The sequence below is a fragment of the Nocardia thailandica NBRC 100428 genome (assembly GCF_000308795.1).
GTDB lineage: Bacteria > Actinomycetota > Actinomycetes > Mycobacteriales > Mycobacteriaceae > Nocardia > Nocardia thailandica.
The window spans coordinates 17,641-40,520 of sequence record NZ_BAGK01000127.1 but is presented as its reverse complement, the minus strand read 5'-3'; the positions used below and the strand labels follow the sequence as shown (position 1 = coordinate 40,520).

20 protein-coding genes are annotated in these 22,880 nt (G+C 73.8%); 8 read left to right on the top strand and 12 right to left on the bottom strand.

All coding sequences use genetic code 11. The features are described from left to right. Positions 1 to 138: 138 nt before the first annotated feature. Positions 139 to 834 (top strand): type 1 glutamine amidotransferase domain-containing protein, encoded by a 696-nt coding sequence (locus tag ON36_RS13545; RefSeq protein ID WP_043652230.1) that lies wholly within the window; start codon positions 139 to 141, stop codon positions 832 to 834. A 178-nt stretch (positions 835 to 1,012) separates the two neighbouring features. Continuing rightward, complete coding sequence (locus tag ON36_RS13540) at positions 1,013 to 1,804, top strand: MHYT domain-containing protein (protein WP_052313951.1); 792 nt, start codon at positions 1,013 to 1,015, stop codon at positions 1,802 to 1,804. A gap of 13 nt (positions 1,805 to 1,817) precedes the next feature. Here ON36_RS13540 and ON36_RS13535 read toward each other — a convergent pair whose 3' ends face one another. From ON36_RS13535 to ON36_RS13525, 3 genes are all read right to left on the bottom strand, one after another. Further along, positions 1,818 to 2,717 carry a LysR family transcriptional regulator gene (locus ON36_RS13535; RefSeq protein ID WP_043652227.1) on the bottom strand — a complete coding sequence of 300 codons (900 nt, stop codon included), beginning with the start codon at positions 2,715 to 2,717 and terminating at the stop codon, positions 1,818 to 1,820. Positions 2,718 to 2,958: 241 nt separating this feature from the next. Next, the gene (locus ON36_RS13530) at positions 2,959 to 3,837 is read right to left on the bottom strand and encodes a bile acid:sodium symporter family protein (protein ID WP_043652224.1); all 879 of its coding nucleotides are present in this window, start codon (positions 3,835 to 3,837) and stop codon (positions 2,959 to 2,961) included. Positions 3,838 to 3,979: 142 nt separating this feature from the next. Next, entirely contained in the window at positions 3,980 to 4,789 is an 810-nt protein-coding gene (locus tag ON36_RS13525) for a nuclear transport factor 2 family protein (protein ID WP_043652221.1), read from the bottom strand. 93 nt (positions 4,790 to 4,882) lie between these two features. On the opposite strand from ON36_RS13525, the gene ON36_RS13520 reads away from it, so the two are divergent. Together ON36_RS13520 and ON36_RS13515 are read left to right on the top strand one after the other, a co-directional pair. Beyond that, entirely contained in the window at positions 4,883 to 5,674 is a 792-nt protein-coding gene (locus tag ON36_RS13520; RefSeq protein ID WP_043652218.1) for a phosphatidylethanolamine N-methyltransferase family domain-containing protein, read from the top strand. 134 nt (positions 5,675 to 5,808) lie between these two features. Further along, a complete protein-coding gene (locus ON36_RS13515) occupies positions 5,809 to 8,130 on the top strand; it encodes an FdhF/YdeP family oxidoreductase (RefSeq protein ID WP_043652215.1) in 2,322 nt (773 codons plus the stop codon). Positions 8,131 to 8,134: 4 nt separating this feature from the next. Here the strand turns inward: ON36_RS13515 and rph are convergent, their stop codons facing one another. Together rph and ON36_RS13505 are read right to left on the bottom strand one after the other, a co-directional pair. Then, positions 8,135 to 10,738, bottom strand: a complete 2,604-nt coding sequence (gene rph / locus ON36_RS13510; protein WP_043652212.1) for a rifamycin-inactivating phosphotransferase — start codon at positions 10,736 to 10,738, stop codon at positions 8,135 to 8,137. A 109-nt stretch (positions 10,739 to 10,847) separates the two neighbouring features. Then, positions 10,848 to 11,159, bottom strand: coding sequence for a hypothetical protein (locus ON36_RS13505; RefSeq protein WP_043652209.1), 312 nt, complete (start codon positions 11,157 to 11,159; stop codon positions 10,848 to 10,850). 166 nt (positions 11,160 to 11,325) lie between these two features. On the opposite strand from ON36_RS13505, the gene ON36_RS13500 reads away from it, so the two are divergent. After that, a complete protein-coding gene (locus tag ON36_RS13500; protein WP_043652206.1) occupies positions 11,326 to 13,416 on the top strand; it encodes a heavy metal translocating P-type ATPase in 2,091 nt (696 codons plus the stop codon). 125 nt (positions 13,417 to 13,541) lie between these two features. Next, a complete protein-coding gene (locus tag ON36_RS13495) occupies positions 13,542 to 14,528 on the top strand; it encodes an Acg family FMN-binding oxidoreductase (protein WP_043652204.1) in 987 nt (328 codons plus the stop codon). Positions 14,529 to 14,540: 12 nt separating this feature from the next. On the opposite strand, the gene ON36_RS13490 is transcribed toward ON36_RS13495, so the two are convergent. Further along, entirely contained in the window at positions 14,541 to 15,410 is an 870-nt protein-coding gene (locus ON36_RS13490) for a universal stress protein (RefSeq protein ID WP_043652562.1), read from the bottom strand. Between the two features lie 198 nt (positions 15,411 to 15,608). Here ON36_RS13490 and ON36_RS13485 point away from each other — a divergent pair, with 198 nt between their 5' ends. After that, the gene (locus tag ON36_RS13485; RefSeq protein WP_043652201.1) at positions 15,609 to 16,253 is read left to right on the top strand and encodes a response regulator; all 645 of its coding nucleotides are present in this window, start codon (positions 15,609 to 15,611) and stop codon (positions 16,251 to 16,253) included. A gap of 4 nt (positions 16,254 to 16,257) precedes the next feature. Here ON36_RS13485 and ON36_RS13480 read toward each other — a convergent pair whose 3' ends face one another. The 4 genes from ON36_RS13480 to ON36_RS13465 all read right to left on the bottom strand — a co-directional run bounded on the left by ON36_RS13480 (position 16,258) and on the right by ON36_RS13465 (position 19,181). After that, positions 16,258 to 17,220, bottom strand: coding sequence for an acyl-ACP desaturase (locus ON36_RS13480; RefSeq protein WP_043652198.1), 963 nt, complete (start codon positions 17,218 to 17,220; stop codon positions 16,258 to 16,260). Further along, entirely contained in the window at positions 17,205 to 17,687 is a 483-nt protein-coding gene (locus tag ON36_RS13475; RefSeq protein WP_083885116.1) for a pyridoxamine 5'-phosphate oxidase family protein, read from the bottom strand. Before ON36_RS13475 ends, ON36_RS13480 begins: the two co-directional genes overlap by 16 nt. Further along, positions 17,684 to 18,445, bottom strand: coding sequence for a sigma 54 modulation/S30EA ribosomal C-terminal domain-containing protein (locus ON36_RS13470; RefSeq protein ID WP_157224867.1), 762 nt, complete (start codon positions 18,443 to 18,445; stop codon positions 17,684 to 17,686). The genes ON36_RS13475 and ON36_RS13470 overlap by 4 nt, the downstream gene beginning before the upstream one ends. A gap of 169 nt (positions 18,446 to 18,614) precedes the next feature. Beyond that, positions 18,615 to 19,181, bottom strand: coding sequence for an AAA family ATPase (locus ON36_RS13465; protein ID WP_052313949.1), 567 nt, complete (start codon positions 19,179 to 19,181; stop codon positions 18,615 to 18,617). 214 nt (positions 19,182 to 19,395) lie between these two features. Here ON36_RS13465 and ON36_RS13460 point away from each other — a divergent pair, with 214 nt between their 5' ends. Then, positions 19,396 to 20,955, top strand: a complete 1,560-nt coding sequence (locus tag ON36_RS13460) for an alpha/beta fold hydrolase (protein WP_043652195.1) — start codon at positions 19,396 to 19,398, stop codon at positions 20,953 to 20,955. Here the strand turns inward: ON36_RS13460 and ON36_RS13455 are convergent. Continuing rightward, positions 20,952 to 21,599 (bottom strand): response regulator, encoded by a 648-nt coding sequence (locus ON36_RS13455; RefSeq protein ID WP_043652192.1) that lies wholly within the window; start codon positions 21,597 to 21,599, stop codon positions 20,952 to 20,954. The two genes, ON36_RS13460 and ON36_RS13455, sit on opposite strands and share 4 nt — an antisense overlap. Continuing rightward, positions 21,596 to 22,768, bottom strand: coding sequence for a sensor histidine kinase (locus ON36_RS36605; protein WP_043652191.1), 1,173 nt, complete (start codon positions 22,766 to 22,768; stop codon positions 21,596 to 21,598). Before ON36_RS36605 ends, ON36_RS13455 begins: the two co-directional genes overlap by 4 nt. Between the last annotated feature and the right edge of the window lie 112 nt (positions 22,769 to 22,880).

Genomic DNA, 22,880 nt, shown 5'->3' with positions numbered 1-22,880 from the left:
ATCGGCTCCCATCGGAATCCCGATGTCCGGCATCGGAAGACCTATTGGCCGTAGAGTCGCACTCGCTCTAGGTTCGAGCCGTCACCGTCGGCCACGCGCCGGCGTCGTCCACCGACCACGAACTGCCGAGGAGTACCCATGTCGCGCATCCTGTTCGTCCTGACCGGCGCCGATCACTGGACCCTGGCCGACGGCACCCGGCATCCGACCGGCTACTGGGCCGAGGAGTTCGTCGTCCCGTTCGAGATCCTGAAGTCGGCGGGCCACGAGATCGTCGTCGCCACGCCGGGCGGCGTGGTGCCCGTGGTCGACGCGGGCAGCCTCGCCCCCGACGCGAACGGGGGCGCCGAGACCGCTGCCCACCGCGCGGAGGTGATCCGGTCCAGCGCCGAACTGCGCGCGCCGCTCGACCTGGCGGACGTGCGGCTCGACGAGGTCGACGCGGTCTTCTACCCCGGCGGGCACGGCCCCATGGAGGACCTGGCCGTCGACGCGACCTCCGGCGCGCTGCTCACCGCCGCCCTCGACTCCGGCAAACCCCTGGCGGTGGTGTGTCACGCGCCCGCCGCGCTGCTGGCCGCGACCCGGCCCGACGGCAGCGGCAGCGTCGCCGGGTACCGGCTGACCGGTTTCACCAATGCCGAAGAGGCACAGGCGGGTTTCGCCGACAAGGCGCGCTGGCTCCTGCAGGACCGCCTCGCCGACCTGGGCGCCGACTTCGTCGAGGGCCCGCCGTGGGAGCCCAACGTCGTGGTCGACCGCACACTGATCACGGGCCAGAACCCGGCGTCCTCGGCCGGGGTCGCCGAGGAACTCGCGCGCAGGCTGGCCTGAGCCATAGCCACCGCGATATCCGGAATGCAATACCCGGTACGACGATCCATGACGTGACAACCCTCACAGAAGCCCGATCACGCTGGCGCGGAGCGCATTCGGCGGGATACCAATCGTGGGCCGCGCACCCGGCGCGGTAGCCCGTTCGTGGGCCGCTCCACCCCGAAAGCTCCGCTCCATGCTCGAGATCCATCACTTCACCTACGGGTGGTTCACCCCGGTCCTCGCCGCCGTCATGTCGGTGCTCGGCTGCTTCATCGGGCTGCGGTGCGCGGTGCGCCATCGCCGCTCGGCGCGTGGTGGCGGCGCCTGGCTGGCGGGCGCGGCGATCGCCATCGGCGGAACCGGGGTGTGGGTCATGCATTTCGTGGCCATGCTCGGCTTCTCGATCCAAGGCGCGGTCATCCGCTACGACGTGCCGCTCACCGCGCTCAGCGCGGTCGTCTCGGTGCTGGTGGTCGGCGCGGGCCTGTACCTGGTGCGCGGCGGCCGGCCCGGCGTGGAGGCACTGCTCGCGGCGGGCACCCTGACCGGCCTGGGCGTCTGCGCGATGCACTACCTGGGCATGTATGCCATGAACACCCACGCGCACCTGTCCTACCGCCTGTGGCCGGTGGCCGCCTCGGTCGTCATCGCCGTGGTCGCCTCGACGGTGGCGCTGTGGTTCACCTCGTGGGTGGACGATCTCGGTGTCACGGTCGGCGCCGCCGTCGTGATGGGGGTGGCCGTGAACGGCATGCACTACACCGGCATGAGCGCCGTCCACGCCCACGCCGACTACCGCGTCCCGACGCCGCCCCGGGGATCGGAGGCGTTCCACATGCTCGGACCCGTCCTCGGCATCAGCGCCGTGGTCACCATCATGGTCCTGGTCGGGGTCTGCCTGTCCGAGCTCGGCGACACCCGCGACAGCGCGCGACCGCCGGTCGCGGAACCGCCGCGCGATCCCGCCGAGCGCGCCGACGCGTAGCCCGGCGCCGCGCTCACCACCCGGCGGCCGCGGCGCGGAGGCGGCGGGCCACCAGATCGACGTGCGGACGCGCGGGCATGCCGGGGCGCCGGGCCAGGAACGCCGTGTTGATCGGCGGATCGTCGGGGGTCAGGAGAGCGACAAGGCCGCCCGCCGCGAGCTCGGGGGCGCACAGGTAGTCCGGCAGGACGCTCACGCCCGCGCCCGCGACGACCGCGGCGAGCACGGCGCGCAGGTCGTCGACGACCAGGGCGGGGCGGGTGTCGAGACGGACGCCGAAGACGTGGCGCCAGTAGCGGCGCAGGATGGGCACGTCGACGGCGTAGGTGAGCAGCGGCACCCCCGCCAGGGCGGCGGGGCCGTCGGCCGCGAGGGCGGCGCGGTCGATCCGCGCGGCCACTCCGGGGGCGGCCACCAGAACGAAGGTTTCGTCGCACAGCGGCTCCGCCGTCACCGTGCGTCCGCGCGGGCGGACCGTGGCGACCACGAGATCCAGGCCCCCGGCGTGCAGCGCGGCGAGCAGGTCGTCGGTGAGCCCGGTCCGCACGTGCACGCGGACGCCCTCGGCGATCAGGGGCGCGAGGCTCGGGATCGCGCGGTCCGCCAGGAAGTCCGCCGGACCGCCCAGCAGCACGGGCGGTTCGGGGGCCGGGGCGAGCTCGGCCGGTCCCGTGCCGAAGGCGGCAGCAAGGGCGTCGAGCGGCTCGGCGATCCGCGCGGCCAGGTCGTCGGCGGCCGGGGTCGGCGCGACACCGCGGGGCAGGCGTTCGAACAGCGGACGGCCCAGGCGACGTTCGAGGGCCTGCAACTGCTGGGTGACCGTCGGCTGGGAGACCCCCGCCTGCCGGGCGCCCGCGGTCATCGACCCGGCGCGGTAGACGGCGAGGAAGGTGCGCAGCTGCGTCAGATCCATCAACCCATCGGTTTCCCCATCGCCCACCGAGGCATGATATCGGGAATCCGATCGTCCGACCGCGCGACCAGGTCTTCCCCGGCCCGTCCGGATCGACGCGCGGTCGGTCGCCCGGTGACCTCGGGCGCCCGGCTCACCCAGGACGCGAGCCGCGCGATTGCCCGCCCCGAGCGGCAGGGTGCCGCCCGCCACCGGACTGTCGGCGCTTCCCGAGACACCGGGTATCCGCACCGCGGGATGCCTAGCCGACCGCGGCGGGTTCCCGGCGCCCGACCCGGCTGATCACGCTGCCCGCCAGGACGGCCAGCGGCGTCATGAGCACCGCGTAGACGGCGGCGGGAACGGCGATGCGCGCGTTGTCGAGCACGCTGACGGCCAGGGTGATCGCGATGGCGCTGTTGTGCACGCCGATCTCCATCGAGCAGGCGATCGCCTGCGGCCTGGTGACGCCGCAGGCGCGCGGCACCAGATAGCCGGTGGCGAGGCTGATCACGCAGAACGTGGCGGTGATCGCGCCCACGTCGAGCAGGTAGCCGCCCAGCGCGGAGCGGTCGGCCATCATGGTCGCCACGACCACGATCGCCAGGATCGCGACGGAGGCCGCGCGCACGGGCAGGTCCATCCGCGCCGCGAACCCCGGCGCGCGGTGGCGCACCGCCATCCCGATCAGCACCGGGATCAGCACGATCGCGATCACCTGCAGCGTCTTGCCGAACTGCAGCCCCAGCTCCGCCGCCTGATCGGGGGCGAAGCGAGCGACGGCCAGGTTGGTGACCACCGGCACCGTCACCACGCACAGCACCGAGTTCACCGCGGTCAGTGTGACGTTGAGCGCCACGTCCCCGCGGAACAGGTGGCTGAACAGATTCGCCGTCGCCCCGCCCGGGGAGGCCGCGAGCAGCATCATGCCGACCGCGAGCAGCGGGTCCATGGCGAACACGACGACCAGGCCGAACGCCACAGCGGGCAGGGCGACCACCTGGCACACCAGCGCGATGACGACCACCTCGGGCGCGCGACGCACCCGCGCGAAATCGGCGCCGGTGAGCGAGAGCCCGAGCCCGAACATGATGACCGCCAGCGCGGGCGGCAGCGCCGTGGCGACGAGTGAGGAGTTCATGAACCACCGATCATCCAGGAACGGGCGCCCCGGCACCGGTCACCGGCCGCGACACCGACCACGACGGTACCCGCCCCCGCGGCGGGAGTCCGCCGAATCACGTTCGGGCGCAGCCCTGCTCGCGCGGGAACCCGGGAGCTCGTCAGTGGTCCTCGGCGAGGAACAGGGTGACGGCGACGATCTCGCGGCCGCGCGCGGCGAAATCGACGAACACGATCCCGCCGCCGCCGTCCACCGTCACCGAGGCGGACACGGTGCGGCCCGCGGCGATGAGTTTGTCCCAGCGCAGGTTCCGGGTGGCGGCGGCGAGTTCCTCGATCGAGAGCTCCGCGCCGGTGGACCGGCGCAGCGCGGCCGCGCCGAGCAGGGCGCGCACGTGCGCGCCGTCCCCGACGGCCATCGACGAGAACAGGCGGGCGGCGGCGTGTTTGCCGGGCCTGCCGACGCAGCGGACGGCGCGCAGCAGGCCGACCGCCCCGGACAGGCCCTGATGGGCGACGAGTTGCGGCCCGAGCCGCGCCGCGGCGGCCAGTCCCGGCAGGCCGGTGCGCAGCATGAGCTGGGTGACCATGGCGGTGAACTCCCAGTGCGCGGCGAGGCGGACGATCTTCCAGGAGCCGTCGAGCTCGGCGAGGTCGTAGCGCAGGTGCATGGGGACCCGGACGGTGGCGCCGGTGGACATGGTGGTCGCGATGAACAGGTCGCGCACGACGGTCCGCCCGCCGACCACATCGCGGGCGACGTCGAAGGCGATGTCGTTGGGCGCGATGAAGGTGTCGTAGAACCGGGCGATCGCCGCGGGACCGGTGTGCGGGCGCGAACCGACGGGGTCGTTGACTTCGGCGTCCCCGGCGAAAAGGCCCACCCAGGCGGACTTGTCGTGCGCGGCGACCGCGCGCGGTGAGGCGAGGACGGCCGAGAGCAGGGCGTCGGCGGTCGGATTCGGCGGCATGGATTTCCTCCGCGGTTCGTGGTCCAGGAAGCCGGACCCATGGTAGAACATGTTCTAATTTGCGGCCGCGCGTCTCACATCTCGAGGATCTCCATGGATTGGTACACCGGGAACACCACCTACGACACGGTGCTGACGATCGCCTTCGCCTTCGCCGCGTTCGTGCTGGTCGGCGGGCTGTTCGCGCAGAGCCCCTACGGCCGCTTCGCCACGACCGCCCTGGGGTTCAACCTCAACCCGAAACTGGGCTGGTGGCTGATGGAGATCCCCGCGACGGTGGTGTTCGCGGTGTTCTATCTGTCCGGGCCGCACCGGTTCGAACCGGTCCCGCTGGTGCTCGCGGCGATCTGGCTGCTGCACTACGGCAATCGCGGCTGGTTCTTCCCGCTCTCGATCCGGCAGGTGCCGGGCAAGCGCAGCAGCTTCAACGTCTCGGTGCTGGCCATGGGCATGTTCGTCACGGCGCTGCACGGCTATCTCAACGGCGCCTTCTTCAGCAACGACTACTTCGGGCAGTACACCACCGCCTGGCTCACCGACCCGCGCTTCCTCGTCGGTGTCGTCGTCTATCTGTGCGGATTCGCGCTGCTGGTGCGCTCGGAGTGGATCGTGCGCAACCTGCGCGACAAGGCCGATCCGGGCGCGACCGAGTACCGCGTCCCCTTCGGCGGCGGCTTCCGCTACGTCACCAGCCCGGCGTATCTGGGGGAGCTCGTCGCCTGGGCCGGGTTCGCCCTGCTGACCTGGAGCCTGGCCGGCGTGGTCATCCTGCTGATCACCGCGGGCAACCTGGTGCCGCGCGCCTTCGCCACCCACCGGTGGTACCGGGAGAAGTTCGCCGACTACCCGACCGACCGCAAGGCCCTCATCCCCTTCGTGATCTGAGGGTCCGCCGGGCGACGACACGGTTTCGGTGCTGTTCACCGACGGCGACGGGCAATACGATCGGCGGAGGGTCCGCTCCGGCGGGACCGTGTCCGGCGTACCGAGCTCCGCCCAGTGTCGTCGAAGGGATTGTCATGGCTGTGGACTCCACCAACCGGTTCGACCCCGACGGCGGACCGAGCGGCGCGCGCGACGCCGCCGCGCAGCCGGAGTTCCGGCCCTACGACCATCCCGCGGCGGGCTGGGGCGCGGCCAAGGCGGTCACCGAGTTCATGATCGGCAAGGAGAAGGAGCCGATCCTCGGCCCGCGCGCCATCCTGAAGATGAACCACGAGAACGGCGGCTTCGACTGCCCCGGCTGCGCGTGGCCCGATTCGATCAAGGGCATCCACCTCGACATCTGCGAGAACGGGATCAAGCACGTCACCTGGGAGATGACGCACAAGCGGGTCGACCGCGCGTTCTTCGCCGCCCACACCGTGACCGAGCTGTCGGGCTGGAGCGAGCACGACCTGGAGAACCAGGGCAGGCTCACCGAGCCGATGAGCTACGACCCCGACACCGACACCTACGTGCCGATCTCCTGGGCGGAGGCCTTCGAGCTCGCCGGCCGCGCGCTGCGCGAACTCGACGACCCGAACCAGGCCGCCTTCTACACCTCGGGCCGCCTCGGCAACGAGGCCACCTTCCTCTACCAGCTGCTGGCCCGCGAACTGGGCACCAACAACCTGCCCGACTGCTCGAACATGTGCCACGAGGCGAGCGGGCGGGCGCTGCAGGCCTCGCTCGGCACCGGCAAGGGCACCTGCGACCTGGCCGACTGGGAGGCCACCGACGCGCTGTTCATCATGGGCGTCAACGCCGCCTCCAACGCGCCACGCATGCTGACCGCCCTGGCCGAGGCCGACCGCCGCGGCGCGCAGATCGTGCACATCAACCCGCTGATCGAGGCGGGGTCGCGGCGCACGATCATCCCGCACGAGTTCCTGCAGATGGCGACCTTCCACGCCACCCGCACCGGCACGCTGAACCTGCAGACGCGCATCGGCGGCGACTTCGCGGTCATCCGCGGCATCGCCAAGGCCGTGCTCGAGGAGTCCACCCGCGACCCCAAGGCCCTCGACCAGGAGTTCATCGACCGCTACACGACCGGGTTCCATGCCTACCGCGCGAAGGTGGAGGCGACCCCGTGGTCCGAGATCGAGCGCCAGTCCGCGCTCACCGAGGCCGAACTGCGCAAGGCGGCACGCATCTACTGTGACGCCGACCGGTCCATCATCAGCTGGTGTCTCGGTGTCACCCAGCACGAGCACGGTGTCGACACCATCCGCGAGATCGTCAACCTGCTCCTGCTGCGCGGCAACCTGGGCCGGGAGGGTGCGGGCCCCTCGCCCGTGCGCGGACACAGCAACGTGCAGGGCAACCGGACCTGCGGCATCAACCATCGTCCCGATCCGGCCTTCCTCGACCGGCTGGCGCAGGTCTGCGGGATCGACCCGCCGCGCGAGGACGGCAAGGACACCGTCGCCACCATCGAGGCCATGCACGCCGGGCAGGTGCGCGTCTTCGTCGGCATGGGCGGCAATTTCGCGCTGGCCGCCCCCGACACCGCCTACACCGTCGAGGCCCTGCGCCGCTGCGAGATGACGATCCAGGTCAGCACGAAGCTCAACCGCAGTCACCTGGTCCACGGCGGGCGGGCGCTGATCCTGCCGTGCCTGGGCCGCACCGAGCGCGACGAGCAACGCGGCAAGATCCAGGAGACCTCGGTCGAGGACGCGATGGCGATGGTTCACCTGTCCAAGGGCATGAAGAAGCCCGCCTCCCCGCACCTGCTGTCCGAGCCCGCGATCATCGCCGGGATCGCGAAAGCCGCGCTGCCGCAGAGCCGGACGCCGTGGGACCACTACGTCGGCGACTACGACCGCATCCGCGACACCATGGCACGGGTGCTCGACGGCTTCGAGGACTTCAACCGCCGCGTGCGGCTGCCGCTGGGTTTCCGCATCCGCCAGCCCGCGCGCGAACTGATCTTCCTGACCCCGTCGGGCCGCGCCGAGTTCTCCCGCGCCGACCTGCCCGACACCACCACCGCCCCGGGCACCCTGACCCTGGCCACCATCCGCTCCCACGACCAGTGGAACACCACCATCTACTCCCACGACGACCGCTACCGCGGCGTGAAGAACCTGCGCACCCTGGTCTTCATGAACGCCGAGGACATGGCCGAGCGCGGGCTGGAGCTGTTCGACGAGGTCGACATCACCAGCACCGCCCGCGACGGCAGCACCCGCTCGGTCCGGCGCTATCAGGCCATCCCGTACGACATTCCGCGCGGGTGCGCCGCCGGCTACATGCCCGAGCTCAACGTGCTGTGCGCCATCGGCGACTACAGCACGCAGAGCGATCAGCCCATCATGAAGAACCTGCGCGTCACCGTCGAGCGCTCGCGCTGACCGCTCACCCGGCCGGCAGGATCTCCACGTATCCCTCCGTGCCGTGCACCCGGATCCGCTGGCCGTCGCGGATCAGCGCCGTCGCGTTCTCGACACCGACCACGGCGGGCAGGCCGTACTCGCGCGCGATGACCGCGCCGTGGGTCATCGGCCCGCCGACCTCGGTGACCAGTCCGGTCACCGCGACGAACAACGGCGTCCAGCTCGGATCGGTGTAAGGGGTCACCAGGATGTCGCCGGGGGCCAGGTCGGCCCGGGCGATGTCGGTGACCACCCGGGCCCGGCCCTCGACCGTTCCCGCCGAGACCGCCATGCCGGGCAGGGCGCCGTCGGGCAGGTCGTCGCGATGGTAGGCGCCGCTCAGCGCGGTGCCGTCGGAGGTCAGGATCCGCGGCGGGGTCAGGGTCCGGTAGAAGCGGAAGGCCTCGGCCCGGTCCCGGATCAGCCCCGGCGCGACGCGACCGGTCCCCACGACCTCGCGCAGTTCGTCGAAGGTCAGGAAGTAGATGTCCTCACTCCGCTCGAGCACCCCGGCCCGGACCAGCTCCGCCGCCTGGCGCAGCAGCGCCCGCTTGTAGACGGCGTAGCGGACGACCATCCCGTACTTCGGGTACTCCCGGTATCCGGCGAAGGTGCGAACCCGGTCGATCATCGCCCGGGTCTCCTCGGCCCGGCGGGCGCCGTCGGGGAGCGCGCGCACCCGCTCCAGGAACTCGCGCGCCTGCCGCTCGGCGGCGCGCCTGCCCTCCTCGAAACGTCGTTCCCCTTCGCCCGGCGCGAAATTGGCGATGTTGCCGAGGAGGGTCGGCACCAGGGCGGTGGGCTGTTCGCTCCAGCGCGTGCGGGTGATGTCGATCTCGCCGACACACCGCATCCCGTAGCGGTCGAGGAAGCGTTCCAGCGCCGCGCGGGCCTCGGGGCCGCCGCGACGCCGCGCGAGCTCGTCGAGGAAGCCGTCGCCGTCGCCACCGGACTCCTCGACGTGCCGCAGATAGGCCACCACCTCCGGGTGCGGCCGGATGACGTCGGCGACGTCCAGCAGCGCCAGTCCCATCTCCGAGGTGACGTTGCCCGGCACCGACTGGGTCAGGACGTCGGCGGCGTTCTTCTCCCCCAGCCACTCCCCCAGGCGCTCGTTCAGCCACTCGGCCGCCTCCATCCCGGCGGTGATCGCCTGCAGGCTGCGGGCGTTGAACAGCACGCGGCGCAGCTCCTGGATGTCGGCCTCGACGAAGTCCAGCAGATCGGTGCCCGACCGGGTATCGATCTCGCGCTCGAGCGCGGCGACCGACCGTTCGCTCTCCGCGACCAGCTCGGCGACCAGCGCGGGGTCGGCCTCGATCAGCGGGGCGGCGGGAGCCGGTGCGGCGGCAGGGGACTCGCCCTCGGACAGGGGCACGAAGTCGCGCTCGAGGACCGTGCGCAGCGCGTCCCCGGTGAGCGGGTCCTTGCCGAGGACCGCCACCAGGGCGGGGCGGGTCGCCGCAGAGGCCAGCCGCGGGGTGATGTCGACGAACAGGCGCCCGCCCGCGTGCCGCATCGGCGCCGGGCTGGTCAGCTGCCACACCGACAGGCCGAGCGGCTTCATGGCGTCGGTCATCATCTGCTGGTGACCCACCGAGACGTAGACCCGGGGCGCGTCGTCGGGGGCGTCGGGAATCGGGAACAGGGTGGTGAGGGGGCGGCTCTGCACGATGCGGAAATCCTCGCCGTCGAGGCACCATTCGACGTCCTGCGGGCTGCCGAAGTGTGCCTCGATGCGCCGGCCGAGTGCGGCGAGCCGCAGGATCTCCTCGTCGGTCAGCACCTGCGCGCGCTGCCGGTCGGCGTCGAGTTCGCGGACGCGGGTACCGCCGCCCGGCACGGCCTCCATCGCGATCTTCTTGGTGGCCACGGTCTTCGCCGTGATCGCCCCGGCGCGGACCTGATAGACGTCGGCATTGACCAGGCCCGACACGAGCGCCTCGCCCAGGCCGAAACCCGCGTCGACGGAGACCACCGTGCGGTCGGAGGTGACCGGGTCGGCGGTGACCAGGATGCCCGCGGCGCGGGGGAACACCATGCGCTGCACCACCACCGCCATGTCGACCGCGCGATGCCCGAACCCGTTGCGCTGCCGGTAGGTCACCGCCCGCTCGGTGAACAGCGACGCCCAGCACCGGCGCACGTGCGCGAGCACCGGGGCGGCGCCGACGACGTTGAGGTAGGTGTCCTGCTGGCCGGCGAACGACGCGGTCGGCAGGTCCTCGGCCGTGGCGCTCGAGCGGACCGCGCACGCGGTATCCGCACCGAGGCGGGCGTACCCGCCGGTGATCGCGGCGGCGATGTCGTCGGGGACGGCGCAGTCCTCGATGGCGGCGCGGATTCCGGCGCTGTGCGCCGCGACGGCGGCGCGGTCCGCCGGGTCGACCGCGCTCAGCGCGTCGAGCCGGTCCTCGATCCCGGGGACGGCGGACAGCACCCGCCGGAACGCGGCGGTCGTGACGCAGAAACCGTCCGGCACCCGGACCCCGTCGACGCGTGCGAGCTCCCCCAGGTTCGCGCCCTTGCCGCCGACGCTCGCGACCGAGGTCGCGTCGATCTCCGGGAAATCCAGAACATAGGCCATGCAGACCGCTCCTCACCTGGTGTTTCGGTATGTAGCGAGCGATTATGGACCAGATCTCGGGGCCTCATGAGGGCCCGGAATCGTGTATACAGTGGAAGGGGGAAGGGGATCACACCTCGCGCAGTTCGATCTCCCCCGAGGGGTGCACCACCAGGACGCCGGGGCGGGCGGCGTCGGTGATCAGATGGCGCAGCAGCTCGCGCGCCACGCGCTCGGCGTCGGACTCGCGGTCACAGCTCCACACCGCGCGGGTGCGGGACTTGCCCGCGGTGTTGGCCGAGCCGAAGAAGCGCAGGACCACCGCGTAGCGGTCGCGGCTCATGCGGCCACCGACCACCCGGCTCGACTTCGTCACCGAGACCTCGGAGACGCCCGCGGCCCGGACCGCGCCCGAACCCACCTCGATCCACAGGTCTGCCATCGGCCCAGTCTGCCCGTCCGGGCGGCGCCGGTCACGCGGGACGCGCCCGATGCGGGCGGATCGCCGGTCCAGGGAGCTACCATTCGGTTACGCATCGATCCCTCGACCTGCCAGCCGAAGCACTCGTTCGCGGCCCCGGCCGCCGACGCCGGAGGACCGCCAGCACATGCACAGCGAGCACCTACACCCCGGCAGCGATCACCCGACCCGGTCCCCGGAGCCGGGCCACGGCGGACACGGCGGCCATGCCGGCCACGGCGGCCACGGCGGCCACGCCGATCACGTGACGATGTTCCGGCAGCTGTTCTGGACCATGCTGGCGCTGGCCGTACCGGTCGTCGCGGCGGACGCCATGTTCGCCGACCTGCTCGGCTACACCGTGCCCACCGCCCTGCGCTGGGTGTCGCCGGTGCTGGGCACGGTGATGTTCTTCTGGGGCGGGCGCCCGTTCCTGACCGGTGCCGTCGCCGAGATCCGCGACCGGCGGCCCGGCATGATGCTGCTGATCTCGCTGGCCATCACCGTGGCCTTCACCGCGTCCTGGGGCGCCACCCTCGGCCTGCTCTCCCACGAACTCGACTTCTGGTGGGAACTGGCCCTGCTGATCGTCATCATGCTGCTCGGGCACTGGCTCGAGATGCGGTCGCTCGGCCAGGCTTCCAGCGCGCTCGACTCGCTGGCCGCGCTGCTGCCCGACGAGGCCGAACTGGTCACCGGCGACGGTTCGACCCGGACCGTGCCCGCCGCGGACCTGCACACCGGCGACCTGGTCGTGGTGCGCCCCGGCGGGCGGGTCCCCGCCGACGGCACCGTGGCGGCCGGCACCGCCGACGTCGACGAGTCCATGATCACCGGCGAGTCCCGGCCCGTGCGGCGCGGGCCCGGCGACACGGTGGTCGCGGGCACGGTCACCACCGACACCGCGCTGCGGGTGCGCGTGACCGCCGTCGGCGCCGACACGGCCCTGGCCGGGATCCAGCGGCTGGTGGCCGAGGCCCAGAACTCCACCTCCCGGGCGCAGGTGCTGGCCGACCGGGCCGCGGGCTGGCTGTTCTGGTTCGCCTCGGGCGCGGCCGTGCTCACCGCGATCGTCTGGCTGGCACTCGGGCAGCCGGAGTCGGCGGTCACCCGCACCGTCACCGTGCTGGTCATCGCCTGCCCGCACGCCCTCGGGCTGGCCATCCCGCTCGTGGTGTCCATCGCGACCGAGCGCGCCGCGCGGGCCGGGGTGCTGGTCACCGACCGGCGCGCGCTCGAGGCCATGCGCACCGTCGACACGATCCTGTTCGACAAGACCGGCACCCTCACCCGGGGCGAGCCCGCGGTCGACGCCGTCACCGCGACCGCGGCGGGCTTCGACGACGCCGAGGTGCTGCGCCTGGCGGCCGCCGCCGAATCCGACAGCGAGCATCCGCTCGGCCGCGCGATCGTGGCCACCGCGATGGCGCGCGGGCTGCCGATCCCGCCGGCGTCCGGGTTCACCGCGCACAACGGGGTCGGCGTGACCGCGATCGTCAGCGGCGTGCCCATCAGCGTCGGCGGCCCGGCCCTGCTCGCCCGCCACCGCCTCTCCCCCGCGCCTGCCACCGCGGAGTGGTCGGCGCGGGGATCGACCGTGCTGCACGTGCTGCGCAACGGCGAGCTGGTCGGCGCGCTGGCGCTGGCCGACGAGATCCGCCCCGAATCCGCCCAGGCGATCACGGCCCTGCACCGGCGCGGGATCCGGGTCGCGATGATCACCGGCGACGCCGAGCCGGTGGCGCGCGCGGTGGCCGCGCGGCTCGGCATCGACCAGGTCTTCGCCGGCGTGCTACCCCAGGACAAGGGCGCCGAGGTGAAGTCGCTGCAGGACGCCGGGCACAGCGTGGCGATGGTAGGCGACGGGGTCAACGACGCGCCCGCGCTGGCCAGGGCCGACGTCGGGATCGCGATCGGCGCGGGCACCGACGTGGCCATCGCCTCGGCGGGGGTCGTGCTGGCCGGTGACGATCCGCGCGCGGTGGTGTCGGTCATCGAACTCTCGCGCGCGACGTATCGCAAGATGACCCAGAACCTGGTCTGGGCGGCCGGGTACAACCTCGTCGCGGTGCCGCTGGCCGCCGGGGTGCTCGCGCCCTGGGGCATCACCCTGCCGATGGAGGTCGGCGCGTTGCTGATGTCGGCCTCGACGATCGTGGTGGCGGTCAACGCCCAGTTGCTGCGCGGGCTCGACCTCGACCCGGCGACGGTCTGCGCCGACGGCGCAGGCGCGCGCTGAGCCCCGATCCGGGGGTGGGCCCGCCGCGGGCGGGCCCGAAGTCACCGCCACGGGGGGATTATGTCCCGCCGGGACGGGCACGATGACCGTCTCGCCGGGCCCCCACCTGCGGACACACTTCGAAGATGACCACCGAACCGCTCCCGACGATCCCGGATCCGGCCCAGGTGCGCGCGGCGCTCGCGCTCGCCTGCCGCGCGCCCTCGGTCCACAACACCCAGCCCTGGCACTGGGACTTCGACGGCACCGAGCTGCGCCTGTCGCGGGACGCCACCCGCCTGCTCGGCGCCGCCGATCCGCAGGGCAGGCAGGCGGTGATCAGCTGCGGCGCGGTGCTGCACCACGCGCGCACCGCCTTCGCCGCCGCGGGCTGGCACACCGACACGACCCGGCTGCCCGAGCCGGCGAACCCGGACCTGCTGGCCCGCATCGGTTTCCGGCGCTGGACCGACCCGCCCGTTGGGGTGTTCCGGCGGGCGGCGGTCATGGAGCACCGCTACACCGACCGCCTCCCCCTCGATCCGCCGCGGGACTGGCAGGCGATCCGGCACGAACTCGCCAAACTCACCTCGCCGCACCACATCGGCTTCGACGTGCTGCCCGAGGACGCGCGCGAACGCCTGGCCGCCGCGTCCGAGCACAGCGACGCGCTGCGCCGCTACGACATGGAGTACCAGTCCGAGATCCACTGGTGGGCCGGGCATTCCCTGCCCACCGAAGGGGTGCCCGCCGGTGCCCTCGCCTCCGAGGCCGAGGCGGCGCGGGTCGGGGTGGCGCGCGGGTTCCCTGCCCCCGCGCATCCGCCGCGACGCGCCGCGATCCTCGACCGCTCGCGGCTGGCGGTGCTGTCCGCCGCCGGGGACGGGCCCGCCGAGTGGCTGCACGCGGGCGAGGCGCTGTCGGCGGTGCTGCTCGAATGCGCCGCGGCGGGCCTGTCGACCTGCGCGCTGACCCACATCACCGAGCACCCCGCGGGCCGCAGGCTGCTCGCGGCCCTGGCGGGCGGCCCCGGCATCCCGCAGATCCTGGTGCGCATCGGGTCGGCGCCGGGCGAGGACCGGCCCGAGCGCACGCCGCGCCGCCGGATCGACGAGGTGCTCACCGTGGTCTGAGACGCGGCCCTCTCAGCCGCGTTCGCGCACCACGATCACGGGGATGTCGACGGTGTAGAGCAGCGCGGTGCTGGTCGACCCGAGCATCATGCTCGCGAAGCCACCGCGGCCGTGGCTGCCGACCACGAGCAGCTGCGCCGAGGCCGACTCGTCGTAGAGCGAGCGGACCGGCCGGTTGGCCACGACCACCCGGCGGACCGGCACCCGCGGATACCGTTCGCCGTAGCCGGCCAGCATCTGGGCCAGGTCGGCCTCGGCGGAGCCGCGGCCGATCTCCCAGCCGAGGGCGGGCAGGTCGCTAGAGTCGCTGAACGCGTGCAGCGCGATCAGCCCGACCTCGCGCCGCGCGGCCTCCTCGAAGGCCAGCGCCACCGCGGGCGCGCTGTTGGCGGTGCCGTCGACCCCGACCAGCACCGGGCGGGTCCGGGTCACCGGGTCCAGCGCGGCGAAGTCCTGGACGACCGCGACCGGGCAGCGGGCGTGCCGGGTGACCGCGGTGCTCACCGAGCCGAGCAGGCTGCGCTGGAACGCGCCGCGCCCCCGGCTGCCGACGACCAGGATCGCCGCGTCCGCGGAGCGCGCGATGAGCAGCGGCACCGGCGCCTCGGCGCACACCTCGGTGGTGATCGCCAGATCCCGGTCCGGCACGGCCGCGCGCGCGATCCACGCCGCCTCGCCCAGGATCCGGTCGGCGTCGGCGCGTCGTCGTTCGGTCTCGGCCGGGTCCGGCGCGGGCCCGGGGGCGGTCTCGGCGGAGGTCAGGATGTGCAGGGCGCGGTCGTGCAGCACCGCCTCGGCGGCGGCCCAGCCCACGGCCTGGTAGGAGCTCGCCGAGCCGTCGACGGCCGCGAGCACGGGACGGTGTCCGGTGGGGGTGGTCATGATCATCCCTTCGTCGTGGTGGTCGACCGGGGGTCGGCCGCCGGCGGGCGCGGCCGGGATCGGGATGTCCGGCGAGAGTCCCAGTCTGCCTCAGCCGCGCGGGGTGGCGGCCGAACCTCGTCGGCGCGGGAGGGAGTACCGCCGTCGGGCACCCGCCTCGCATAATGGCGGTAGTGCCCTGCGGAGAGGAGGCTCCCGATGACCTCGGTGTTCCTGGTCGACGACCACGAGATCGTGCGCCGTGGCGTGGCGGATCTGATCGCCACCGAGCCGGACCTGGAGGTGATCGGCGAGGCCGACTCCTGCCACCAGGCGCTGGCCCGGATCCCGGCGCTGCGCCCGGAGGTGGTGGTGCTCGACGTGCGGCTGCCCGACGGCAACGGCATCGAGCTGTGCCGCGAGCTGCTCTCGGCCGACCCGGATCTCAAATGCCTGATCCTGACCTCCTTCACCGACGAACAGGCCATGCTCGACGCCATCCTCGCCGGTGCGAGCGGCTACGTGGTCAAGGACATCCGCAGCCTCGAGCTGATCAAGGCGGTGCGCGAGATCGGCCAGGGCAAGTCCCTGCTCGACAACCGGGCCGCCGCCGCGTTGATGGCCAAGCTGCGCAGCGAGGCCGAGGAGAAGACCGGCCCCCTTGCCGCGCTGACCGATCAGGAACGCACCCTGCTCGCCCTGCTCGGTGAGGGCCTGACCAACCGGCAGATCGCGGCGCGGATGTTCCTGGCGGAGAAGACGGTCAAGAACTATGTCTCGCGCCTGCTCACCAAGCTCGGCGTGGAGCGCCGCACCCAGGCGGCGGTGCTGGCCGCCGAACTCGGCAGGCCACCGCACCGCTGACCCCTCACCCCGCGACGGTCGCGCGGCGGCGTTCCCTGGCGAGGGCGCGGTCGCGCTGTTCCTCGAACCGCGGGATCCGCACCGCGGCCAGCTCGTCGAGGAACCCGCCCAGCTCCTCCCGTGCCGCCTCGCCGCGCGGCCCGAAGTCGTCGCGGCCCAGCAGGTTCCACTTGCGTACCACCGGTGTCAGGACTTCCTCGAGGTGCTGGCGCAGGTCGTAGATCCCGTGCTTGGCCATGAGGACCCCGTGCCTGCGGAAGTTGGGCATTCCGGTGCCGGGCATCCGGAAGTTCACCACGACGCGCGTGATGGCCTCCATCGCCTGGTCCGGCGCCAGGTCGAGGGCGGCGGCGCACAGGTTGCGGTAGAAGATCATGTGCAGGTTCTCGTCGGCGGCGACCCGGGCCAGCATGCGATCGGCCACCGGGTCGTCGCAGACCCGGCCCGTGTTGCGGTGCGACACCCGCGTGGCCAGTTCCTGGAAGGACACGTAGGCGACCGAGTGCAGGAACCCGGCGCCGTCGCCGGATCCGGCGGGCGCGCCGAAACCGGTGGTCATGTGGACCATCCGGTCGTGCTCCAGCGCGACCGGGTCGACGCCGCGCGTGACCACCAGGTAGTCGCGCATGACGACGCTGTGCCGGTTCTCCTCTGCGGTCCAGCGCCCGACCCAGGTGCCCCAGGCGCCGTCGCGCGCGAAGTGGGTGGCGATCTCGCGGTGATACGAGGGCAGGTTGTCCTCGGTGAGCAGGTTGGTGATCATGGCCGCCTTCGCGACCTCGTTCAGCCGGGACTGCCCCGGCTCCCAGTCGGTTCCGCCGAGCGCGGCGAAGTTGCGGCCCTCGTCCCAGGGGACGTAGTCGTGCGGGTCCCAGTCCCTGGCGACGGCGAGATGCCGGTCCACCTCGCGCGCCGCGACGGGCTCGAGTTCGGCGAGCAGCTGGGTCTGGGTCAGATCTGTGGCCACGGATGATGGTCCTTTCCACGGGGTTCGGCGAATTCCGGCAGGCCGGGCCCTGGGCGCAGGCGGATGCCGGTGACGATGGTCGGCTCGATCGCGATGACGGTGTCGAGGTCGGTGTTGACCCACGGCCGCAGCCGGGCGGTGTAGGCGGCGACGAGCCGCGGGTCGGTCACCGCGCGGGCCAGGCCGGTCACGACGACGCTCCAGCCGCTGCGCGTCAGGCCGTCGATCTCGTCCGCCTCGTAGGCGACGACGAATTCGGCGCGGGGACGGGTGTGGAGGGCGCGGCCGACCTCGGTGGCGAGGCGGGTGCGGATGATGACGGTGTCGCCGTCGACGAGGTGGTTGACCGGGCGGATGGCGGGCAGGGCGTCCTTGGTGAACACCACGCGCCCGAAGTCGGCGCCCGCCAGCAGCCGCATCGCCTCGGCCCGCCCGAGTTCGACGATCGTCGCGGCGCGGCCGGTCATCGGTCGGGCCCGGTGACGAGCAGGCCGAGGCCGCCGTCGAAGCGGCGATAGAGCAGTCTGCCCCGCGCGGTGGCGGGGTCGGTGTGGAACAGGAACGGCAGCGCGTGCTCGGTGAGCCGGGTGACCGCGGCGGCCTCGCCGAGCACCGGGGCCGGGTGCGGGTGGACGGTCAGGGCGGTGACGCCGCGCGGGCCGAGCCCCGTTCGCGGCGGGCACAGGTCGCGGCGGCGCTGGAGCCGTATCCCCCAGGGGCCGCCCCGGTAGACGATCGCGTCCTGGCCGGTCTCGGCGTCGGTGAACAGGTGGACGTCGTAGTCCATCGCGTCGAGGGCTCGCGCGGCGCCGAGCGGATCGGTCACCGCGGGACGGACGACCTTGCGCCGCACGATGTCCCCGCCCCCCAGCAGGCCGGGGCCGGTCGCCGGTGCGGGCCAGGGCCGCGGTACCCACTCCCCCGTGCCGCGCACGATCTGGCGTTCGAGCCGGGCGGCCGCGGCCCGGTCGGCCCGGTCCTCGGAGACCAGTGCCTGCATCCGGACCGGGACGTCGCCCACGCGCAGATTCACCTGGACGAGCACCTGTCCGAGCGCGGAGCCCGTGCAGCGGGACCGGATCCGCGCGCCGTCGATACCGTGCCGGTCCAGGGTCCGCGTGAGCGCGGCACGCATCCGCCGCTCCGTCGCCACGGGCACCGGGCCCTCGGCCTGCACCGCCGCGCGCGCGACCGCGCGCGCCGTCACCTGTCCAGATCCACCCACGAGTCCGACCTCCGATCGCCGGTGCCACCACCGCACCGCTGGCGTCTGCCACGATCGCCGTTCGGCCGCCCCCGAGGAAAGGGCCGATGTGCCTGGGCCGTCGGGACCCCGGTCCCGATCCGGAGGGCCCCAGGTCGTACCTCCGGTGGGAGGTGCGGAACTCGCCCCCTCAGTCCAGCCGCCCCCGCGCCCAGGCACCGGACAGGATCTCCTCGACGACCTCGGCCACGCTCTGTCCCGAGGTGTCGAGCCGGCAGCCCAGGCGCGGGGTGTCCTCGCGCAGGATGCGGTCGAGGTCCTCGGGTTGCCAGTCGGGCCCGTAGCCGGTCTTGGACCGCCGCCGCTCGCGGGCGCGGACCACGTCCGGGCGCGGGGCGAGCACGATCACCGACAGCGGCCGGGCGCGGATGTCGCGGGTGAGGGTGGCGAGATGTTCGCCGAGCAGCACGTCCTGCACGATCGTCGTGAAGCCCTGTCCGGCATACGCGTCGGCGGTGGCGGCGGTGAGCCGGTGGCGCAGGCGCAGCTGGGCGAGGGCCTCGGGGTCGGGGTCCGCGGTCATGGGGGCGGCGCCGCCGACGATCATGCGCCGGAAGGTGTCGCCGCGCACGTGCGCCGATCGCGGCAGCCGCTCGGCCAGCGCCTGGGCCACGGTCGACTTTCCCGCCGCGGAGATGCCGGTCAGGACGAGCACACCGCGGGGGCGGTCCTGCGATCCGGGGCCGGGACCGGTCATGGAGCGGTTTCCTTCCGACGGCGGGCCCGGGAAGCCGGGACGGTACCCGACCCTCGCCGAGGTCCGGCGCGACGTCAAACCCTTTTCGCCGCGCCGGGTACCCGGGTCTACCGCTCACGGGCACCCGGCCTCCCCCGCGCGGAGGATGCGGACCCGCCCGGATCTCGTTCCGGGGGCAGACGACGCACACGCTCCCGAAAAATACCGTCTACCTGTGACTTTCCTCAGATCTTCCGCCGCATCGATCGCCCTGGCCGTGCTGTGCGGCGCCACGGTGCCTGCGTGCGCGCCCACCGGAGCGCGACCCACGGAACTCCCCGCAGGCCTGCGGGATCAGCGCATCGCCTGGCACGACTGCGCCGCGGGCGCGGACGACCCCGTCGGCGCCCGCCTCGACGCGGTCGGCGCCCGTTGCGGCGAGTTCCGGGTCCCGCTGGACTACGCGGACCCGGCGGGCGCGACGCTCACCGTCGCGGTCGCCCGGCGGCCCGCGACCGACCCCGCCCGCAGGCTCGGCACCCTGGTCGTGCAGACCGGCGGCCCCGGACCGTCCCGCGACGGCGTCGCCCTGCTGGTCGACGGCCCCGAGGGCGGGCACCCCGCCGACCCGGACCTGGCCGCCCGCTACGACCTGGTCGGGATGGATCCGCGCTTCTTCGGCGCCAGCTCGCCCCTCGAATGCGGCTGGCCGACAGGGGAATACCTCGGCCTGGCCCAGTCGGCGCCGGTCGACGCCGCCGGTGTCGACCGGGCGGCCGCCGCGGCCGCCGCCCTCGCCGGGCGCTGCGCCCCCTGGCGGCACCTGCTGCCGCACGCCTCCACCCGCGACGTCGCGCGCGACCTGGACGTGCTGCGCACGCTGCTCGGCGAGGCGTCGCTGTCCTACCTCGGCTGGTCCTGGGGCACCTATGTCGGCGCCGTCTACGCCCAGCTGTTCGGCGAGCACGTGGACCGGATGGTCCTCGACAGTCCCCTCGACCCGCGCGCCGCCGGGCCCGACCTCACCCGCGACACCGCGGCCGCCGACGCCGCGGCGCTCGCGGACTGGGCCCGCTGGGCCGCCGGGCGCGACGCGGAACTGGGCCTCGGCGCGTCACCGGAGGCCGTCCTCGGCGGCATCGACGATCTGATCGCGCGGGTGGCCGCCGCCCCGCCCACCCTGGCCGGGGTCGCCCTGACCGCCGATCTCGTGCCCGGGCTGCTGCTCACCGTGGACGATTCCGACGAGGCCTATGCGGCCTTCGCCGCCCAGGTCCGGGCCCTCGTCGACGCGTCCCTCGGCGTGCCGGTCGCACCGCCGCCGGTGCTCGCGGCCAAGCTGGCCCTCTACGCGGACACCGAGGTGGCGCCCGAGTTCGGTTTCAGCGCGACGGTCGCCAATCAGTGCGCGGACCGCACCGCCCGCTCGGCCGCCGACCACGCCGCCGACATCGCGGCGCATCGCGCCGCCGAGCCGCTGTTCGGCGCGCTGGCGCGCCGTCCCGGCCCCTGCGTGGCCTGGCCGGTCCGCCCGGCCGAGCCCGCCACGGTGATCGGTAACGACACGCCCGCGCTGCTGGTCGGGGCCGACGGCGATCCGGTGGCGCCCGCGGCGGGCCGGCGCGCGCTGGCGGCGGCGATGCCCGCCGCGCGCACCGTGACGCTGCCGGGGGCGTTCCGGCACGGCGTGTACCTGTTCGATCGCTCGGCGTGCGTGGACGCCGCCGTGACCGCCTACCTCGTCGACGGCACGCTGCCCGCGACCGAGCGCGCCTGCGCGCGCGAGGACCGCTAGCCCGGGCCGGCGAGCCCGGCCTCGTGGGCGACGATGACCGCGCGCACCCGGTCCCGCGCGGACAGCTTGGTGAGGATGTGGCGCACATGGGTCTTCACCGTGCCCGCGCCCACGCCGAGCGCGAGCGCGATCTCGGCGTTGGAGGCGCCCGCGGCCATCACCCGCAGCACCTGCCGTTCGCGGTCGGTCAGGGCGGCCACCAGCGCCCGGGCCGCGGGATCGGCGGCCGGGGCCAGCCGGTGCAGCAGCCGGCGGGTGGTGGACGGGGCGAGGACCGCCTCGCCGGCGTGCACCGAGCGCACGGCGGCCAGGAACCGCTCGGCGGGGGCGTCCTTGAGCAGGAAACCGGCGGCCCCGGCGCGCACCGCGGCCACCGCGTAGTCGTCGAGATCGTAGGTCGTCAGGACCAGCACGCGGGGCGGGTCCGGTGCCGCCAGGATCCGGCGGGTCGCCTCGATGCCGTCGAGTCCGGGCATACGGATGTCCATGACGACCACGTCCGGGCCGAGTCGCGCCGCCGCCGCCACGCCGGCGGCGCCGTCGCCCGCCTCGCCGACGACCCGCAGGTCGGGTTGCGAGTCGACGACCATGCGGAACCCGGCGCGCACCAGCTCCTGGTCCTCGACGAGGAGGACGGTGATCACGGCTGCCCGAGCGGGATCACCGCGGCCAGCCGGTGCCCGCCGCCGGGCCGGTGGCGCAGGTCGACGCTGCCGCCGTAGGCGCCGACCCGTTCGCGCATGCCGATCAGCCCGTAGCCGGGGCGGGTCCCGCTCGGCCCGGCCGTGCCGTCGTCGGCGACCTCGACGCGCAACCGCGGTCCGTCGGCGCGGACCGAGACCCGCGCGGCCGCACCGGTTCCCGCGTGTTTGACCACGTTGGTCAGACCTTCCTGCACGATGCGGTAGACGAGCAGGCCGACGCCGGAATCCAGCGGCGGGCCGGGCAGGTCGACGGCCAGGGTCACCGGCAGGCCCGCACCGCGCAGGTCCGCGGCGAGCGCGGGTAGGTCGGCGATACCGGGGGCGGGCGCCGCGTCGGGCCCGGTCCCCGGGTCCTCGCGCAGGACGCCGATGGCGCGGCGGGTGTCGGCCAGGGCGGCGCGGGCCTGGTCGCCGATGGCGGACAGGGCCTCGACCGCGCGGCCGGGTTCGGCCCGCGCGGCGTAGCGGCCGCCGTCGGCCTGGGCGATGACCACGGCCAGGGAGTGGGCGAGGATGTCGTGCAGGTCGCGGGCGATGCGGGTGCGTTCCTCGAGCACGGCGAGGCGGGTGTGCTCGCGCTGTTGCTGCTCGCGCAGCGCCGCGTGCCGGGTCAGCGCCGTGATCTCGTGGCGGCGCGCCCGCTGCCACGAGCCCGCGAGCCAGGCCGCGCTGACGATCCCCGCCAGCGACACCCCGACCAGCACGTGCGCGAGCGCGGGCAGCGGCAGCTGCGGCCAGCTGATGCCGCCGAGGACGGCCCCGCCGAGCCCGGCGGCCAGGCCGGCGTGGCTGGCCCGCCGGGTGCCGTGGGCGGCGAGGGCGTGGATCGCCAGCGGCACCGCGATGTCGGCGGGCAGCGCCCCGGTGGTGTCGCGCACGGTCAGCCACTGGGTCAGGGCCACCGCGGCGACGATGGCCGCGCAGGCCGTGGGCCACCGCCGCCGCACGGCCAGCGGCGCGAGCAGCGCCACCGAGAACGCGTAGGAGTCCGGGTCCGCGCCGACCAGCAGCCCCGCGCCCGCGCACAGCGCGAGCAGCACGAGCGTCACCGCGGCGTCGGCCCGGACGGGATGGCGCGTCCACCAGCGCACCAGGCGTTCGTCCAGCATGGGCTCACCCTAGAGCGCGGGGCGGCCCGCAGCGTCGGCCCCGGGACCGACATCGGGCCGCCCGGCCTACGACTTCCGGAATAGGGGTGGACCGCCGCGGGCCGGGTGGCGC

Excerpts from the sequence above, each read along its gene's own strand:
- ON36_RS13545 (WP_043652230.1), top strand. The coding sequence starts at position 139 with ATGTCGCGCATCCTGTTCGTCCTGACCGGCGCCGATCACTGGACCCTG.
- ON36_RS13540 (WP_052313951.1), top strand. The coding sequence starts at position 1,013 with ATGCTCGAGATCCATCACTTCACCTACGGGTGGTTCACCCCGGTCCTC.
- ON36_RS13535 (WP_043652227.1), bottom strand. The coding sequence starts at position 2,717 with ATGGATCTGACGCAGCTGCGCACCTTCCTCGCCGTCTACCGCGCCGGG.
- ON36_RS13530 (WP_043652224.1), bottom strand. The coding sequence starts at position 3,837 with ATGAACTCCTCACTCGTCGCCACGGCGCTGCCGCCCGCGCTGGCGGTC.
- ON36_RS13525 (WP_043652221.1), bottom strand. The coding sequence starts at position 4,789 with ATGCCGCCGAATCCGACCGCCGACGCCCTGCTCTCGGCCGTCCTCGCC.
- ON36_RS13520 (WP_043652218.1), top strand. The coding sequence starts at position 4,883 with ATGGATTGGTACACCGGGAACACCACCTACGACACGGTGCTGACGATC.
- ON36_RS13515 (WP_043652215.1), top strand. The coding sequence starts at position 5,809 with ATGGCTGTGGACTCCACCAACCGGTTCGACCCCGACGGCGGACCGAGC.
- rph (WP_043652212.1), bottom strand. The coding sequence starts at position 10,738 with ATGGCCTATGTTCTGGATTTCCCGGAGATCGACGCGACCTCGGTCGCG.
- ON36_RS13505 (WP_043652209.1), bottom strand. The coding sequence starts at position 11,159 with ATGGCAGACCTGTGGATCGAGGTGGGTTCGGGCGCGGTCCGGGCCGCG.
- ON36_RS13500 (WP_043652206.1), top strand. The coding sequence starts at position 11,326 with ATGCACAGCGAGCACCTACACCCCGGCAGCGATCACCCGACCCGGTCC.
- ON36_RS13495 (WP_043652204.1), top strand. The coding sequence starts at position 13,542 with ATGACCACCGAACCGCTCCCGACGATCCCGGATCCGGCCCAGGTGCGC.
- ON36_RS13490 (WP_043652562.1), bottom strand. The coding sequence starts at position 15,410 with ATGACCACCCCCACCGGACACCGTCCCGTGCTCGCGGCCGTCGACGGC.
- ON36_RS13485 (WP_043652201.1), top strand. The coding sequence starts at position 15,609 with ATGACCTCGGTGTTCCTGGTCGACGACCACGAGATCGTGCGCCGTGGC.
- ON36_RS13475 (WP_083885116.1), bottom strand. The coding sequence starts at position 17,687 with ATGACCGGCCGCGCCGCGACGATCGTCGAACTCGGGCGGGCCGAGGCG.
- ON36_RS13465 (WP_052313949.1), bottom strand. The coding sequence starts at position 19,181 with ATGACCGGTCCCGGCCCCGGATCGCAGGACCGCCCCCGCGGTGTGCTC.
- ON36_RS36605 (WP_043652191.1), bottom strand. The coding sequence starts at position 22,768 with ATGCTGGACGAACGCCTGGTGCGCTGGTGGACGCGCCATCCCGTCCGG.